Source organism: Bacillus sp. FSL K6-0994, from assembly GCF_038630815.1.
Lineage (GTDB): Bacteria > Bacillota > Bacilli > Bacillales > Bacillaceae > Bacillus > Bacillus safensis.
Genome location: NZ_CP152043.1, coordinates 3267939 through 3282188, shown reverse-complemented (window position 1 = coordinate 3282188; position 14250 = coordinate 3267939). Strand labels below are relative to the sequence as shown.

Here is a 14250-nt window from a genome sequence, read left to right as displayed (position 1 = left end):
GTTACATAATACCGATTGTGATTTTATGCTGAACAGATATACTGTTGATTGAATTTACATATCACACTCATAAAAAAAGGAGATGTAGATAGCGATGTGGTTAATCGTTATAGCCTGTGTCATCATGTTAGGGATTGGCTTTATTGAAAAGAAGCGTCATCAGAAAAATATCGATGCCCTGCCGGTGCGCGTCAATATTAATGGTATTCGCGGAAAGTCTACCGTCACAAGATTGACAACCGGTATCTTAATGGAGGCAGGTTATAAAACTGTCGGTAAAACAACGGGAACGGATGCAAGAATGATTTATTGGGATACGCCAGAGGAGAAACCGATTAAAAGGAAACCGCAAGGACCGAATATCGGAGAGCAGAAAGAAGTTATGAGAGAAACAGTTGAAAGAGGAGCAAATGCTATCGTCAGTGAATGTATGGCGGTAAATCCAGATTACCAAATTATCTTTCAGGAAGAGCTGCTTCAAGCAAACATTGGCGTGATCGTAAACGTTCTTGAAGACCATATGGACGTCATGGGGCCGACACTTGATGAAATAGCAGAAGCCTTTACAGCGACAATTCCTTACAATGGACACTTGGTTATTACGGATAGTGAATATACGGATTTCTTTAAAGAGATTGCGAAAAAACGCAACACAGAAGTCATTGTTGCAGATAATTCCAAGATTTCCGATGAGTTTTTAAGGAAATTTGAGTACATGGTTTTCCCAGATAATGCTTCACTGGCACTTGGTGTTGCCCAAGCATTAGGGATTGATGAAGATACGGCATTCAGAGGAATGTTAAATGCGCCGCCTGATCCAGGAGCGATGAGAATTCTTCCATTAATGGACGCGAAAACGCCTGGACACTTTGTAAATGGATTTGCGGCAAATGACGCAGCATCTACATTGAACATTTGGAAGCGTGTGAAAGAAATTGGATATCCAACAGATGAACCGATTATTATTATGAACTGCCGTGCGGATCGGGTAGATAGAACGATCCAGTTTGCGGAGGATGTACTTCCATATATTGAAGCAAGTGATCTTGTCTTAATTGGTGAAACAACAGATCCAATTGTGAAGGCATATGAGGAAGGGAAAATTCCGGCTGACCACTTACACAACCTTGAATATCAATCTACAGAAGAAATTATGAATATGCTTGAGAAAAAGCTTCATAATCGAGTGGTTTATGGAGTCGGCAATATCCATGGTGCCGCTGAACCGTTAATCGAAAAAATTCAAGAATACAAAATTAAGCAGCTTGTCAGCTAGGAGGAAATATAGAAAATGTTCGGATCAGATCTTTATATCTCGTTAATTTTAGGTGTTCTACTTAGTTTAATCTTTGCAGAAAAAACAGGAATCGTACCAGCTGGACTTGTTGTTCCGGGTTATCTGGCGCTTGTATTTAACCAGCCAGTCTTCATTTTAGTCGTCTTATCTGTCAGCTTGCTTACGTACGTCATCGTTCGCTTTGGTCTATCAAAATTTATGATTTTATACGGACGCAGAAAGTTTGCTGCGATGCTGATTACAGGGATTGCTTTGAAACTGATATTTGATTTCTTCTATCCAGTGGTCCCATTTGAAATAGCAGAATTCCGCGGAATTGGAATCATCGTTCCTGGATTGATTGCGAATACGATTCAAAAGCAAGGTCTTACAATTACCCTTGGAAGCACGTTACTTCTAAGTGGTGCAACATTTGCCATCATGTATGTTTACTATCTATTTTAAGATAAGGTGTGTCCAATGATGAATAAAAAATTGAGCTTTCAGGAAAAGCTGCTGAAAATCACAAAGAATCAAAAGAAAAAGACGAATAAACATGTACTGATTGCTTTACCGATCGTTATTGCTTGTACATTTCTATTTACGTTTATCGGGCAAGCAAAAGTGCCAACTGTACAAAAGAATCCAGAAAACATCCTGACCGCTTCGTTTGTCGGTGACATTATGTTTGGAAGAAACGTAGAAAAAGTAACAGACCGCTATGGAAAAGAGCATCTCTTTCGTTATGCCAAGCCATATTTTGATGTGTCAGATTATGTGACAGGCAACTTTGAGCATCCTGTCGCTTCAGATAAGGAGCAGGCAGCCCAAAAGAATATTCATTTAAAAACAGATGAAGATTCTGTCCAAGCGTTGAAGAATTTAAATTTCTCTGTCTTAAACTTTGCGAATAACCATGCGGCAGACTATGGTGAAAAAGGGCTGAACAACACGATCAATGCCTTTGAACAAAATGGCATGGATTATACAGGTGCAGGCCGTAACCTCCAAGATGCAAAGCAGAACATTTCATACAAAGAAGTAAATGGTGTCAAAATTGCTACACTTGGTTTTACAGATGTGTATGGGAAAGATTTCAAAGCAACGAATCGCCAGGCGGGTATTCTGCCAGCCGATCCATCTATCTTTATTCCGATGATTTCGCAGGCTGCTGAAAAGGCAGATCTCGTCGTTGTTCATGCTCACTGGGGACAGGAGTACAACAATGAAGTAAACGACAGACAAAGAGAATTGGCAAGAGCGATGTCTAAGGCCGGAGCTGATATCATTATCGGTGCTCACCCGCACGTCCTTGAACCAATGGAAGTCTATAACGGAACAGCGATTTTCTATAGCCTAGGCAACTTTATTTTTGATCAAGGCTGGTCAAGAACACGTGATTCTGCACTTGTTCAGTATCATCTGAATGAAGATGGAAAAGCGACATTTGAAGTTGTCCCAATGTACATCAAAGAAGCAACACCTGCTCCAGTAAAAGCAGGATCTCTAGAATCAAAAGCCATTATCCGTATGCTGACCAATGGAACGAATGCGGATTGGAAAGAAAAAGACGGACACATTTTCTTTGAAGTAGATCACGCTGATAAAGTTAAAAACTTAAAAGAAAACGGAGGGAAAGAGAAGAAATGAAATTCCTAAAAGCAAGCTGGCCGTTTGTTGCGTTAATTTTAGTCTTTGTCTTTATGTCTGCTTTTAAATTTAGTGACAGTCTGACAGATCACGAAAAACAAAAGATTTCGGTTGAAATGCAGAAAATTGAACAGCAAAAGCAGTCAAAAGCGGAAGCAGGTAAATAACCTAAAAAGGATAAAGGGCACGCACATCGCGTGCTCTTTTTTTGTCGAAATACGGTGTAAAATGAAAGGTGTCATGTCGAAACTATAGAAGAAAGGAGGGAAAGGATCATGAAATGGAAAGGAATGTTAATTGGAGGGTGTGCGCTTGTAGGGCTGATGTTCATGTCTCAAACAGCGGTTTCTGCTCAAACACCATCTCTTTTGGAGCAAGCGGAAAAGCTGATTGGAACACCTTATCATAAAGGAGGAACCGATCCAAAAACGGGCTTTGATGCATCTGGTTTTATTCAATATGTGTACAAAACATCCGAAACATTTGATTTACCGCGGAAGGTCATCGATCAATATCAGATTGGAAAAAAGGTATCATGGGATAAAGCGCAGCCCGGTGACCTTGTGTATTTCCGAAGCCTTGAAGAAACGAAGGATATCCCAACACATGTGGCGTTGTACGCTGGGAACAATCAGGTTATCCACATCACGCTTAGTCAAGGTGTGGTGAAAACAGATGTCAGCAAAAGCAAATATTGGACTGATCGATTTTATGCGGTCAAACGACTGCCTGGCACACAAGAAATTTCTGATGACCCTCTTGTGAAAGATGCGATGACCTACTTGGGAATTCCTTATGTGTTTGGAGGAGCAGATCCAAAGACTGGATTCGACTGCTCAGGATTTTTACAGTATTTATTTGAAAAATCACTTGGAATCTATTTACCTCGAAGTGCTGAACAGCAGTGGATCGTTGGAGAAAAAGTGGCATTAGACGATATCCGCCCTGGGGATTTTGTTTTTTTTAGTAACACATATAAGCCCGGAATTTCTCATGTAGGTATGTATATTGGAGGCGATCGCTTTATTCATGCGAGCCGTTCTGAAAGTGTGACAATTTCTTATTTGTCTGAATCGTATTGGCGCGAGAAATGGACAGGTGCGAAACGATTAACAGATCTGGAGCTTGCGAAAGAGGACCCTATCGTATCAAAAGCCGCTACGTATATTGGTGAAGTCCCTTATGTCAAAGGCGGTACGAACCCAAAGGAAGGGTTTGATACAGCAGGGTTCACGCAGTACGTGTATCAAGAAGTGCTTGGCATTGAGCTGCCCCGCTATGCATCAGGTCAAATCAAAGCAGGTACACCTGTGAAACGTTCTGAACTTCAGCCGGGAGATCTTGTCTTCTTCAGCGGAACATCATTGATGCCGGCGATATATGCAGGATCCAATCAAGTCATTCATGTGACTGTCTCAAACGGTGTTGTCTTAACCAATATGAAAACAAGTACGTACTGGAAGGACAAATATGAAACGGCTGTTAGAATCAAAAAATAAAGAAAAAGCCCGATCAATACTATCGGACTTCTGCACTTCTCTCTAGGCGCTGATCAGACAAGCGTCTTTTTTTCATAGAATTGATTTTGTAAAAGAAGATCAATAAAATAAGCGACACCATCTTCATGATTTCCTTTTGTGATGAAGGTGCTCTTTTCTTTAATGACATCAACAGCATTCCCCATTGCAATGCGGTGGCCTGCTTCTTCAAACATAGAAAGATCGTTTGGGCTGTCACCAATTGCATAAATATGTGAGCGGTCTACACCATAATGGGCTGCGAGCTTTTTCAGGGCATGTCCTTTTCCAGACTCTTTTGGCAGCACCTCAATAATATGTTTACCAGACGAGGTCAATGAAAGCTCGGGCATGTCTGCCAGAAGATTTCGTGCTTCGTTCAGTTTGTTCATATCAAACGAGAAGCAGAGTAATTTATAGGTCGGTTCGTTCGACTCAAAAATCTCACGGATATCATCCACTGGTTTGATGCCAAATTGTTTAAATTGCGTCATGGCTCCTTCCCATAGATCAGCGAGATCCTCATTTGGGTTTGCGCTTTTGATCAGATCAAATTCTGCTTTCAGCTTCTCTTTTCCATCAAAAGGAGAGAGGAGAGCATCATCTGTATAGACTTCAAAGTAAATGTTTCGTTCCACTAATGCCTTTGCAGCCCGCTTGCCCGCTTCTTGGTCCAATGTGATACGGCTGAAGAGCTCGTATCCTTCTGTATGGACAGTCCCGCCGTTTGCCGCAATAATGGGGATGTCCAAATCTCCAAGCAGCTCCTTTACATCAAAAGTTGCCCGACCTGTACAGATGGTCACAATATAGCCAGCATCCTTCGCACGAATCAATGCCTCACGGTTTTGAGCGGATATTTCACTTTTTGTATTTAAGAGTGTACCGTCTAAATCAATTGCAATCATTTTTTTCATCGCTGTCAAATCCTCCTTCATTCATGCACTAGCCTCTTCAAAGTATGTACGATTTCCTTCATTCTCATAAAAAAGGAAGGTTGATTCCTCTCTATCAAGGCTAAACAAAAATGAGTGAATGATCAAGGAAATAAGAAAAAGCGCCCCATAGGGACGCTTTTATTTATGATAATTCAAGCTGCTTCTTCAATTCAGTTTTCACTTCGTTCAGCTGGTTTTGATCCAATTGGAAATAATAAACACCGTTTGGCTGGTAATCAGATCCTTTAAGCTGAATGGTATCAACCGATTTCAATGAAGTCAGAAGCGGGAAAAGACCGACTAACTCCTTCATTGAAAGGGTGGTTGACACATTATCGCCGAGTGTATCAATGATATTGTCGTATGACGGAATAGATGTTAATGATTTTGATTTATCAAAAATGGCTTTTAACACTTCCATTTGACGCTGTCCACGCATTAAATCACTATCTGCTTTTCTTGTTCTCACATATGCGAGCGCTTGATCACCATCTAGTGTATGAGTTCCAGTTTGAAGCACAACCTTGCCTTTTGTATCCTTTTTAATCTGTTTCACAAGATACTCATCCTTGATGTTAATAGGAACACCGTTTAATTCGTTGACGATTTCTTTAAACGCTACGAAATTACTTTGAATGACAAAATCGACCGGAATATCTAGTAAATCTTCAACTGTGCTCACTGTTAAATCTGCACCGCCAAATGCGTGTGCGTGAGTAATTTTATCAAAACCGTGGCCTGGAATATTAACGTATGAGTCCCTAGGAATGCTTAATAATTTAACGGTTTTATTTGTGCGGTTAATGGTTGCCAACACCATTGCGTCACTTCGTGCTTGTTTCACTGTTTCGCCCGGTCTGCTGTCAATTCCAAGCAGCAAGACAGAAAAACTGTCTTTTCCTGGATCGAATGCTTCAATTCGTTTCACAGATTGTGCGCCGCGATCAAGAGATACTTGAGCCTTTTTAGCAGCATTGGTTATTTTATAGTAGGCATAGCCTGTGACTGAAGCCGTTGTCAGTAAAAGAATACTAATGATAAAAAGAGTGACTTTCACCCATGGTTTTAAACGCTTTTTTCCTTTGCGTTTACTTCGTGATTGATCCATATATTTTAAACCCTCGCTATGATTTTATAGTAAAGATGTCCTTCTTTCTGCTTACAAACTAAAACAAATATACCTTAAAACGGGATATAGTGCGACATTTTTTTCACTAACGCTTAATTGACGTTTCCTTCTCGTAAAAAGTTTCAAAGATACACAAATGAAATATATTTGTCATAAAACATCGAAATGTTTGAAATGACAGGAAGTGAGGAAAATGACTTTTCATAGAGTACAGAGACAAAAGTGGGGTTATGTATATGAAAAATCGGAATGGATGGCTTTATTTCTTCGGCGCCCTTGGCGGTGCTTTATATGGCTATGATACAGGTGTCATCTCTGGCGCCATCTTATTTATGAAAGAAGATTTAGGTTTAAATGCGTTTACAGAGGGGCTTGTCGTCAGCTCGATTTTAATCGGGGCGATGCTTGGTTCCTCTCTTTCTGGAAAGCTGACAGACCAATTTGGGCGGAAAAAAGCCATCATCGCCGCAGCTATTTTGTTTATTATCGGTGGATTTGGTACAGCTCTTGCCCCGAATACGGAAGTGATGATCTTATTCCGAATTGTACTAGGGCTCGCTGTCGGGTGCTCGACAACGATTGTTCCATTATATTTATCTGAACTTGCGCCAAAGGAATCACGAGGGGCACTGTCCTCTTTAAACCAGCTCATGATCACATTTGGTATTCTTCTTGCCTATATTGTGAACTACGCTTTAGCGGATGCAGAGGCATGGCGCTTGATGCTTGGAATTGCGGTTGTTCCTTCTGTTCTTTTATTATTCGGGATTTTGTTTATGCCGGAAAGTCCCCGCTGGCTGTTTGTCCACGGACAGGCTGACCGTGCGAAGGAGATATTATCTAAACTCAGAAAAAGTAAGCAAGAAGTGGCAGAAGAAATTTCAGATATTCAAAAGGCGGAAAGTGAAGAGAAAGGCGGTTTTAAGGAATTATTTGAGCCATGGGTACGCCCAGCATTGATTGCTGGTGTCGGCCTTGCCTTTCTGCAGCAGTTTATCGGTACAAATACGATCATTTACTATGCACCAAAAACATTCACAAGTGTTGGTTTTGGGAATTCAGCAGCGATTTTAGGAACTGTCGGAATTGGTGCAGTGAATGTCATCATGACGTTTGTTGCCATTAGAATCATTGACCGTGTAGGGCGTAAAGCGCTGCTCCTATTTGGGAATGCAGGAATGGTCCTTAGTTTAATTGTCCTGTCAGTGGTCAACCGATTTTTTGAAGGATCAACAGCAGCAGGATGGACAACCGTTATTTGTTTGGGTCTCTTTATCGTCATCTTTGCTGTCAGCTGGGGTCCTGTCGTTTGGGTGATGCTTCCAGAGCTGTTCCCAGTACATGTCAGGGGAATCGGTACAGGTGTCTCGACCTTCCTTCTTCATACAGGAAATTTAATCATCTCGCTGACATTCCCAGCTTTATTAAGCGCGATTGGCATCAGTAATCTCTTCCTCATTTATGCGGGCATTGGCGTAGGCGCCTTCTTATTTGTGAAATACTTGGTGACCGAAACGAAGGGGAAAAGTCTTGAAGAAATTGAAGAAGATTTAAAAAAGAGAAATCGTGCCGTCGCAAGTGGCGAAGGGAAAACGGTATGAACAATGGCCAGCTGCGTGTGCAGCTGGTTTTTCTATGTTAAACAAACGTTTAATCAAGAAAGGACATTCCCTCATCTTCTGAACGTGCTGCCTATCACATACATATGGAACAGGCGGGAGAAAGGTGGAAATGAGATGAAAGGGAAAACAAGCATTGTCATGCTGACTTACAATGAACTGCATTTGACGAAAAAATGTATCGAGAGCATTAAACAGCATACGAACAGCAGCCAATATGAACTCATCGTCGTCGATAATGCGTCAACTGATGGCACGAAGGAATATGTAAGAGAGCTGGATGATGTGATTTTCATTGATAATGAAGAGAATGAAGGTTTTGCAAAGGGATGTAATCGAGGGGCAAAAAAAGCTTCAGGAGACAGCATTCTCTTTTTAAATAATGACACGATCGTGACGGAAAATTGGCTTCCTCCATTAAAAGAGGCGCTATTCGCTTCAGAACAGATTGGGATGGTGGGGCCCGTCTCTAATTATGTAAGCGGCCCTCAGATGGTCCAGCCATCGTATACAGATGTGAAGGAGCTCCCAGCCTTTGCTAAGGAGTATACGTCTAAGAGAAAAGGTCAGAGAACTTATGTGCACCGGCTTGTAGGGTTTTGCTTGCTCGTGAAAAGAAAGCTGATCGAGGATGTGGGATTATTTGATGAGCGGTTCGTATATGGATCATTTGAGGATGACGATCTATGTTTGCGGTCATTACTAAAAGGATATCAGCTGCAAATTGTGCATGATTCCTTTGTGCATCATCATGGTCATGCTACCTTCAATGCCAATCAAGCAACGAACATCTCTACACTGTTTACTGAGAATAGACTTCGATTTTTAGATAAGTGGGGCATAGATCTAAATTTGATCACTCCTCATCCGTATTTTGCGGAATTACTCCCTGAGGACGCTGCTCGCGTGCTGGATGTTGGGTGCGGAGCGGGCGCAACTGGGCTTGAACTGATGAATCGGCAGTCGGTACACATGTACGGGGTAGAGGCAGATACATTAAAAGCAGCGGTCGCAAAGGCGTATTATGAAGAAGTCATCGAGGCAAATGCAGATGAATACCCATGGTCAGAGAAAGAGGCCTTTTTTGATGCGGTCATTTTTTCGGATGTTTTAGAGCATGTGTCAGATCCTTGGCACATCATTGAGCAAGCGCACGCCTCTTTAAAGCCAGGCGGTGTTATCATTTGCTGCCTGCCTAACATGATGCATGCAGAAGTGCTTCTTCCTTTGATGACAGGTGATTTTACTTATCAAGATGTAGGAATCTTAGACCGAACCCATATACGGTTCTTCACACCAAACACCATGCGTGCGCTTTTCCCAGACCAATTATTTGAACGCGTGATCGAGCAGCGGATCAATGTACAGATTGATCAAAACATCCAATTGTTTTTTGACGAGGTGGCGAGGATAGGAGCATCACTTGGCTTTCAAACAAAAGCGTTGTCTGATCAAGTGACTTTGTATCAGCTTCTCATTGTCGTACGTAAAAAAGGCGGCTCTCTTTTGGGATAACCGCCTTTTTGTATTACCATTTGAAGCTTTTCGTTGCACCTTCTGCACCAAAGTTCAAGATGCTCACTTTGATGTCATACGTTATGTCTGCTTCTTGAAATAGTTTGTCCCATTCATCTCGATGCTGATCCCAATATTCAGGATACTTAATACGAAACTGCCGGCTAAAAAAAATAGGATCAACACCTACTTCATGTTGCATATGACTGACCGTTTTTTGTATGCGCTCTTTAATTTTATGAGAAAAAATCTTCTCAAATCGTTTAATGTACTGTTCATCGTATGAGTTTTCCGGGGGATATTGATCCTCTGACAATTTTCCATTTGTTTGTACACTAACGTTAAATGAAACCTTTCCGTCTTTCAGGTAGGGTTCAATCTTGGTTTTGGCTTTCTTAATTTCATACGTAATCGGAAAGCCTTTATAGGTGGCAGGTACAACGCCGCCTGCGATACGGTCCATCACCCAGTTTAAATATTGTACATCTTGTGCAGAGATGAAACCGATCAGCTTTCTTGTTTTTCCGTGAATGATACCTGCCCCATCATAAATAAGTTCACCGTCTACCGCATCTACACTTTGTACAAGGAAGCTAATGCCCATCTGAAAATAATCAGATGCCCGGCCAATACGTGTTGGCAGTGCGATCTTCCCGTTAAAGCTTCGGTTTTTGGATGTTTCGAAGATATGTTCAACCGGAACCTTTTGCTGTGATTTCAATTTTTGATTGATGACTTTTGACGCATCACCTCGTGACACGAGGAGATAGCTGCTGCGCCGAACCTCATCATCTCGAATAAAATGATTGAGTGTTCCTTGAATATCGTGATGCTCCGCCTGGGTTTTGCCGAACAAGAAGATTTTCAGGTGATCACTATAGATCGGCGGGTCCTTCAAGGCGACATTACTGACAGCCTCCAGCACATTTTTTCCCTTCGAGACGACATTCACATAGCCGGGAGAATCGGCTTCTTGTGTTCCGCCTGTTTTCGGTACAAGGTTTTGATAGGTCAGCTTAACTCCATTCTCATCTTGTTCATCAATGCCAACACCGCGTACAAACGATAGTTTTTCAATATCCTTTAAGTCCCAGCATCCTGCTGATAGAAGGAAAAGAAAGCAGGACAAAAAGAATAAAAGTACACGTCTTCCTCTCATGCAGAACGACCTCCCCATTTTTTGCGTATCATCAGCAGGACAGCTGTAATAAAAGGAATGGCTAAAACTGCGAACAATGCGTAGCCAAGTAAAGTAGAGTAGTAAAAGACTTCATTGATATTTCTTGGAAAAAGTGAGAGTGCTGATGTAATTAAAAATAACAGCCAGAGCAGTCTCGTTATATTGGTCGTTTTAAAAACGGTGAAGCAGCCTTTAATCGCAAATTGGAAAAAGCCCAGCATACAAATGAACTGCTGGCAGGTCCAGATCGTCAGTAAGAAAATATCAAATCGTTCGATAAACACCCCTTCAAGTTCAAGCGCTTGAATGAGGGAAACCGTTGGCCAGGTGAGAGATTTCGTTTCACCCACGGTCATGGAGCCAATCACTATAAAGAGTGTGAGAGAGTACACGAGAGACGTAATGCCAACGCCGATGGCAGCTGCCCATTTTGCCTTCGACCATTTGTCTTTATAAATGAGCGGCACGACAAACAAAATCACTTCAAAGCCTGTAAATTGAATAAAGGTTTGAGAGAACAGTTTACTAAAATCTTCAAAACCATGCGCCATCACAGGACGCAAATAATCAAAATCAAATATTTTCAAACAAAACAGCATGAGCGCTATGTAAATGACCATGGTGATTGGATAAATATAGGTCACCATTTTGACAACTGGAAAGATACCGCTTTTCAAATGATAGATCGCCACAAGTAGAAAAATCATAACAATCACTGCCATGGGAGTCGATTGCAGCAGGAAAAACTGGACCACTTCGCCGAGAACACGTGCCTCAAAGCCGACAATTCCTAGTAAATAGGCGACCAGCATTAAATTAAAGATCGTGCCGAAAAATGCCCCTGCTCCTTTTGTATTTGACTCAAAAATGGTGTCTGGTGCATTCTTTTCAGCAATCCAGCCCAACAAAAAAGCAACGAAAGCAAAGATGACTCCCTGTATTAATACAATGATCCAGCCATCAGGGACTCCTGAATTGGCAGAACTGCGAGGAATGGTTAAAATTCCAGCGCCTATCATTGTAGAGCTGCACAGAATGGTGACTTGTAACAATGATAGCTTTTCAGGTCTGTACATCGTTTAATCTCCTTGTCTTTTGAGATTTTTTATTTTTGCTGTTTTTGGTCTGGATTTAAATAGCCCGATTGGTAAACGAACGTACGTATCCTTTAAATCTGAAAACGGTGAAGAAAGCACTGGTGTGAAATAGTCAAAACCAAAAGTCTTTAACTGCATCAGGTGGCAAAGTACAAATAAATAACACATGATTAAGCCGTATAACCCAAACAATGCTGAACTAAAAATGGCCATAAACCGCAAAATACGCAGTGGGAAACTAAAGTCATATGACGGTGCTGTGAAGTCAGCCAGTGCGGTCAGCGACACAATAATCACCATTAAGGCGCTGACGATATTGGCTTGGACAGCCGCCTGACCAATAATAACGCCGCCAATGAGTCCAATTGTCTGTCCGATGGCTCTTGGAAGCCGTAGTCCAGCTTCCCGCAGCAACTCTATCGTAAAAGACATGAGAATGGCTTCGACAACAGGAGGGAAGGGAACATTCTGCCGGCTGCCTGCGATGGTGAGTGCCATTCTTGTCGGTAATAAACCGGGATGATAAGAGACAAGTGCAATGTAAAGGCCGGGTAAAAAAATCGTGAGCAGCACGGCAATATAACGAAGTAAACGTAAAAGAGTCGCGCTTGTCCACCTCTGATAATAATCCTCCGGAGATTGCATCAAAGCTGTAAGTGTCATAGGTAAAATGAGGGCAAAAGGAGTCCCATCGAGCAAAATCGAGACTTTGCCTTCAAGCACAGATGCAATCACCCGGTCAGGACGTTCTGTGTTTTGTATTTGTGGAAAAATGGAGATGTGACTGTCCTCAATCAGCTGTTCAATATAGCCGGTTTCAGGGATATCATCCATTTTGATTTCGGTCATGCGTGATAGCACATCTTCTACTAGTTTAGGATCAGCAATATCACGAACATACACAAGAGCAGCGGATTTTTTATTTCGAGTACCTATACTCACCTTTTGAATCACAAGGTGAGGGTCGTTTGCCCGCTCACGGAGTAAAGCCGTGTTTTTTTCAAGATTCTCAATAAATCCGATCCGCGGTCCTCTTACAAGAACTTCAGATTGTGGCTCTTCTACTTCTCTAAATTGAAAAAGATTCGTATGGAGCGCAAGCGCTTGAGCCGCTCCATCTACAAATAAAATAGCCCTGCCGCTATATAACTGCTCGATGGCAAGGTTCATATCATCCAGCACATCACTTTGAATGCCAAAGAACGTTTTTGAAAGGGAGGAAAGTGTAGCAGAACCAACCTCGGTGATGTCGAGTTCCTTTTGCATAGGTGAAATGATTTGCTTAGAAAGCATCTCAAATTCTGTGAGTCCTTCAACGTACACGAGACATGCAGAAATAGTGGAAGGACCAAATGAAAAAGAGTGGAACACGATATCATCACTTCTTCCGGCAAAGCTTTTGACACGCTTAATGACGGACGCTATATCTTGTTCAATACGACTTTTCATAATACCTCACCCTCATCACATGTTTTTTATAGAGTGACTCGGAAGGTGGAGAATTATGCAAATAGAAAAAAGAGAATCCCCTAATAGGAATTCTCTCGTATATTTATCTTGCAAGCCAGCCGCCATCAACAGCTAAAATGTGGCCGTTCATATAATCAGAAGCTGGTGAGCTAAGGAAAACAGCCGCACCGGCTAGATCCTCAGGCTTTCCCCAGCGCCCGGCTGGAATTCGTTTCAGAATCTCTTCATTTCGATTTTCATCGTCACGAATGGCTTGTGTGTTATTGGTCGCAATATACCCAGGCGCAATCGCATTCACTTGAATATGCTGGCTCGCCCATTCGTTGGCAAAAGCTTTCGTCAGCCCTGCGACAGCATGCTTACTTGCTGTATAAGCAGGGACAAAGACGCCGCCTTGAAACGATAGAAGGGAGGCGATATTGACGATTTTCCCTTGCCCATTTTTCAGCATCTGCTGTCCAATCTTTTGTGTGAGGAAAAAGAGACTGTTGATATTCACATCCATGACCGTATGCCAATCTTCCTCTGAATAGTGAGCCGCCTGCTCTCTTTTGATCGTTCCAGCATTATTGATTAAAATATCAATCGTATGCTTCTTTAATATGGCGTCGACAGCCTGCTTTGCAGACTGAGGGTTAGAAAAGTCAACCTGAACCGCATGAAATGATCGGCCTGCCTGTTCGACAAGTGCCTTTGTTTCTTCAAGCGGTGTATGGTGATATGTGCCGATGATATCTGCTCCTGATTTGGCAAGCGCCACGGCAATGCCTTGCCCAATACCGGTTCCAGGGCCTGTCACAAGGGCTGTTTTTCCTTCAAGGGAAAAGAGGGACGCTGCATATGAAGTTGTCATCACTTT

13 protein-coding genes are annotated in these 14250 nt (G+C 42.1%); 7 read left to right on the top strand and 6 right to left on the bottom strand.

Annotated features, from left to right (window positions below; genetic code table 11):
* Window positions 1-94: 94 nt before the first annotated feature.
* From pgsB to MHB69_RS17105, 5 genes are all read left to right on the top strand, one after another.
* The gene (gene pgsB / locus MHB69_RS17125) at window positions 95-1276 is read left to right on the top strand and encodes a poly-gamma-glutamate synthase PgsB (RefSeq protein WP_024423670.1); all 1182 of its coding nucleotides are present in this window, start codon (window positions 95-97) and stop codon (window positions 1274-1276) included.
* A 15-nt stretch (window positions 1277-1291) separates the two neighbouring features.
* Window positions 1292-1741, top strand: coding sequence for a poly-gamma-glutamate biosynthesis protein PgsC (pgsC, locus tag MHB69_RS17120; RefSeq protein WP_007497520.1), 450 nt, complete (start codon window positions 1292-1294; stop codon window positions 1739-1741).
* Between the two features lie 18 nt (window positions 1742-1759).
* A complete protein-coding gene (locus tag MHB69_RS17115; RefSeq protein WP_342495812.1) occupies window positions 1760-2926 on the top strand; it encodes a CapA family protein in 1167 nt (388 codons plus the stop codon).
* Entirely contained in the window at window positions 2923-3093 is a 171-nt protein-coding gene (locus MHB69_RS17110; protein ID WP_087976066.1) for a hypothetical protein, read from the top strand. The genes MHB69_RS17115 and MHB69_RS17110 overlap by 4 nt, the downstream gene beginning before the upstream one ends.
* Window positions 3094-3201: 108 nt before the next feature.
* Entirely contained in the window at window positions 3202-4425 is a 1224-nt protein-coding gene (locus tag MHB69_RS17105; protein WP_342495811.1) for a C40 family peptidase, read from the top strand.
* A 53-nt stretch (window positions 4426-4478) separates the two neighbouring features.
* Here MHB69_RS17105 and MHB69_RS17100 read toward each other — a convergent pair whose 3' ends face one another.
* Window positions 4479-5360, bottom strand: a complete 882-nt coding sequence (locus MHB69_RS17100; protein ID WP_342495810.1) for a Cof-type HAD-IIB family hydrolase — start codon at window positions 5358-5360, stop codon at window positions 4479-4481.
* 163 nt (window positions 5361-5523) lie between these two features.
* The gene (locus MHB69_RS17095) at window positions 5524-6489 is read right to left on the bottom strand and encodes an LCP family protein (RefSeq protein ID WP_025093927.1); all 966 of its coding nucleotides are present in this window, start codon (window positions 6487-6489) and stop codon (window positions 5524-5526) included.
* Between the two features lie 257 nt (window positions 6490-6746).
* On the opposite strand from MHB69_RS17095, the gene MHB69_RS17090 reads away from it, so the two are divergent.
* Window positions 6747-8111, top strand: coding sequence for a sugar porter family MFS transporter (locus MHB69_RS17090; protein WP_342495809.1), 1365 nt, complete (start codon window positions 6747-6749; stop codon window positions 8109-8111).
* Window positions 8112-8246: 135 nt separating this feature from the next.
* The gene (locus MHB69_RS17085) at window positions 8247-9644 is read left to right on the top strand and encodes a bifunctional glycosyltransferase family 2 protein/class I SAM-dependent methyltransferase (protein WP_342495808.1); all 1398 of its coding nucleotides are present in this window, start codon (window positions 8247-8249) and stop codon (window positions 9642-9644) included.
* Window positions 9645-9657: 13 nt separating this feature from the next.
* On the opposite strand, the gene MHB69_RS17080 is transcribed toward MHB69_RS17085, so the two are convergent.
* The 4 genes from MHB69_RS17080 to kduD form a co-directional block, all read right to left on the bottom strand.
* Window positions 9658-10803 carry a Ger(x)C family spore germination protein gene (locus tag MHB69_RS17080; protein WP_034281158.1) on the bottom strand — a complete coding sequence of 382 codons (1146 nt, stop codon included), beginning with the start codon at window positions 10801-10803 and terminating at the stop codon, window positions 9658-9660.
* Window positions 10800-11900 carry a GerAB/ArcD/ProY family transporter gene (locus tag MHB69_RS17075; protein ID WP_061110162.1) on the bottom strand — a complete coding sequence of 367 codons (1101 nt, stop codon included), beginning with the start codon at window positions 11898-11900 and terminating at the stop codon, window positions 10800-10802. The genes MHB69_RS17080 and MHB69_RS17075 overlap by 4 nt, the downstream gene beginning before the upstream one ends.
* A gap of 3 nt (window positions 11901-11903) precedes the next feature.
* Window positions 11904-13370, bottom strand: coding sequence for a spore germination protein (locus MHB69_RS17070; protein ID WP_034281156.1), 1467 nt, complete (start codon window positions 13368-13370; stop codon window positions 11904-11906).
* Between the two features lie 103 nt (window positions 13371-13473).
* On the bottom strand, window positions 13474-14244 hold the full coding sequence (gene kduD, locus MHB69_RS17065; RefSeq protein ID WP_046313029.1) for a 2-dehydro-3-deoxy-D-gluconate 5-dehydrogenase KduD: 771 nt from the start codon (window positions 14242-14244) through the stop codon (window positions 13474-13476).
* Between the last annotated feature and the right edge of the window lie 6 nt (window positions 14245-14250).

What these genes read in the sequence shown, in the direction of transcription:
- pgsB (WP_024423670.1), top strand. Translation starts at nt 95, where the DNA reads ATGTGGTTAATCGTTATAGCCTGTGTCATCATGTTAGGGATTGGCTTT.
- pgsC (WP_007497520.1), top strand. Translation starts at nt 1,292, where the DNA reads ATGTTCGGATCAGATCTTTATATCTCGTTAATTTTAGGTGTTCTACTT.
- MHB69_RS17115 (WP_342495812.1), top strand. Translation starts at nt 1,760, where the DNA reads ATGAATAAAAAATTGAGCTTTCAGGAAAAGCTGCTGAAAATCACAAAG.
- MHB69_RS17110 (WP_087976066.1), top strand. Translation starts at nt 2,923, where the DNA reads ATGAAATTCCTAAAAGCAAGCTGGCCGTTTGTTGCGTTAATTTTAGTC.
- MHB69_RS17105 (WP_342495811.1), top strand. Translation starts at nt 3,202, where the DNA reads ATGAAATGGAAAGGAATGTTAATTGGAGGGTGTGCGCTTGTAGGGCTG.
- MHB69_RS17100 (WP_342495810.1), bottom strand. Translation starts at nt 5,360, where the DNA reads ATGAAAAAAATGATTGCAATTGATTTAGACGGTACACTCTTAAATACA.
- MHB69_RS17095 (WP_025093927.1), bottom strand. Translation starts at nt 6,489, where the DNA reads ATGGATCAATCACGAAGTAAACGCAAAGGAAAAAAGCGTTTAAAACCA.
- MHB69_RS17090 (WP_342495809.1), top strand. Translation starts at nt 6,747, where the DNA reads ATGAAAAATCGGAATGGATGGCTTTATTTCTTCGGCGCCCTTGGCGGT.
- MHB69_RS17085 (WP_342495808.1), top strand. Translation starts at nt 8,247, where the DNA reads ATGAAAGGGAAAACAAGCATTGTCATGCTGACTTACAATGAACTGCAT.
- MHB69_RS17080 (WP_034281158.1), bottom strand. Translation starts at nt 10,803, where the DNA reads ATGAGAGGAAGACGTGTACTTTTATTCTTTTTGTCCTGCTTTCTTTTC.
- MHB69_RS17075 (WP_061110162.1), bottom strand. Translation starts at nt 11,900, where the DNA reads ATGTACAGACCTGAAAAGCTATCATTGTTACAAGTCACCATTCTGTGC.
- MHB69_RS17070 (WP_034281156.1), bottom strand. Translation starts at nt 13,370, where the DNA reads ATGAAAAGTCGTATTGAACAAGATATAGCGTCCGTCATTAAGCGTGTC.
- kduD (WP_046313029.1), bottom strand. Translation starts at nt 14,244, where the DNA reads ATGACAACTTCATATGCAGCGTCCCTCTTTTCCCTTGAAGGAAAAACA.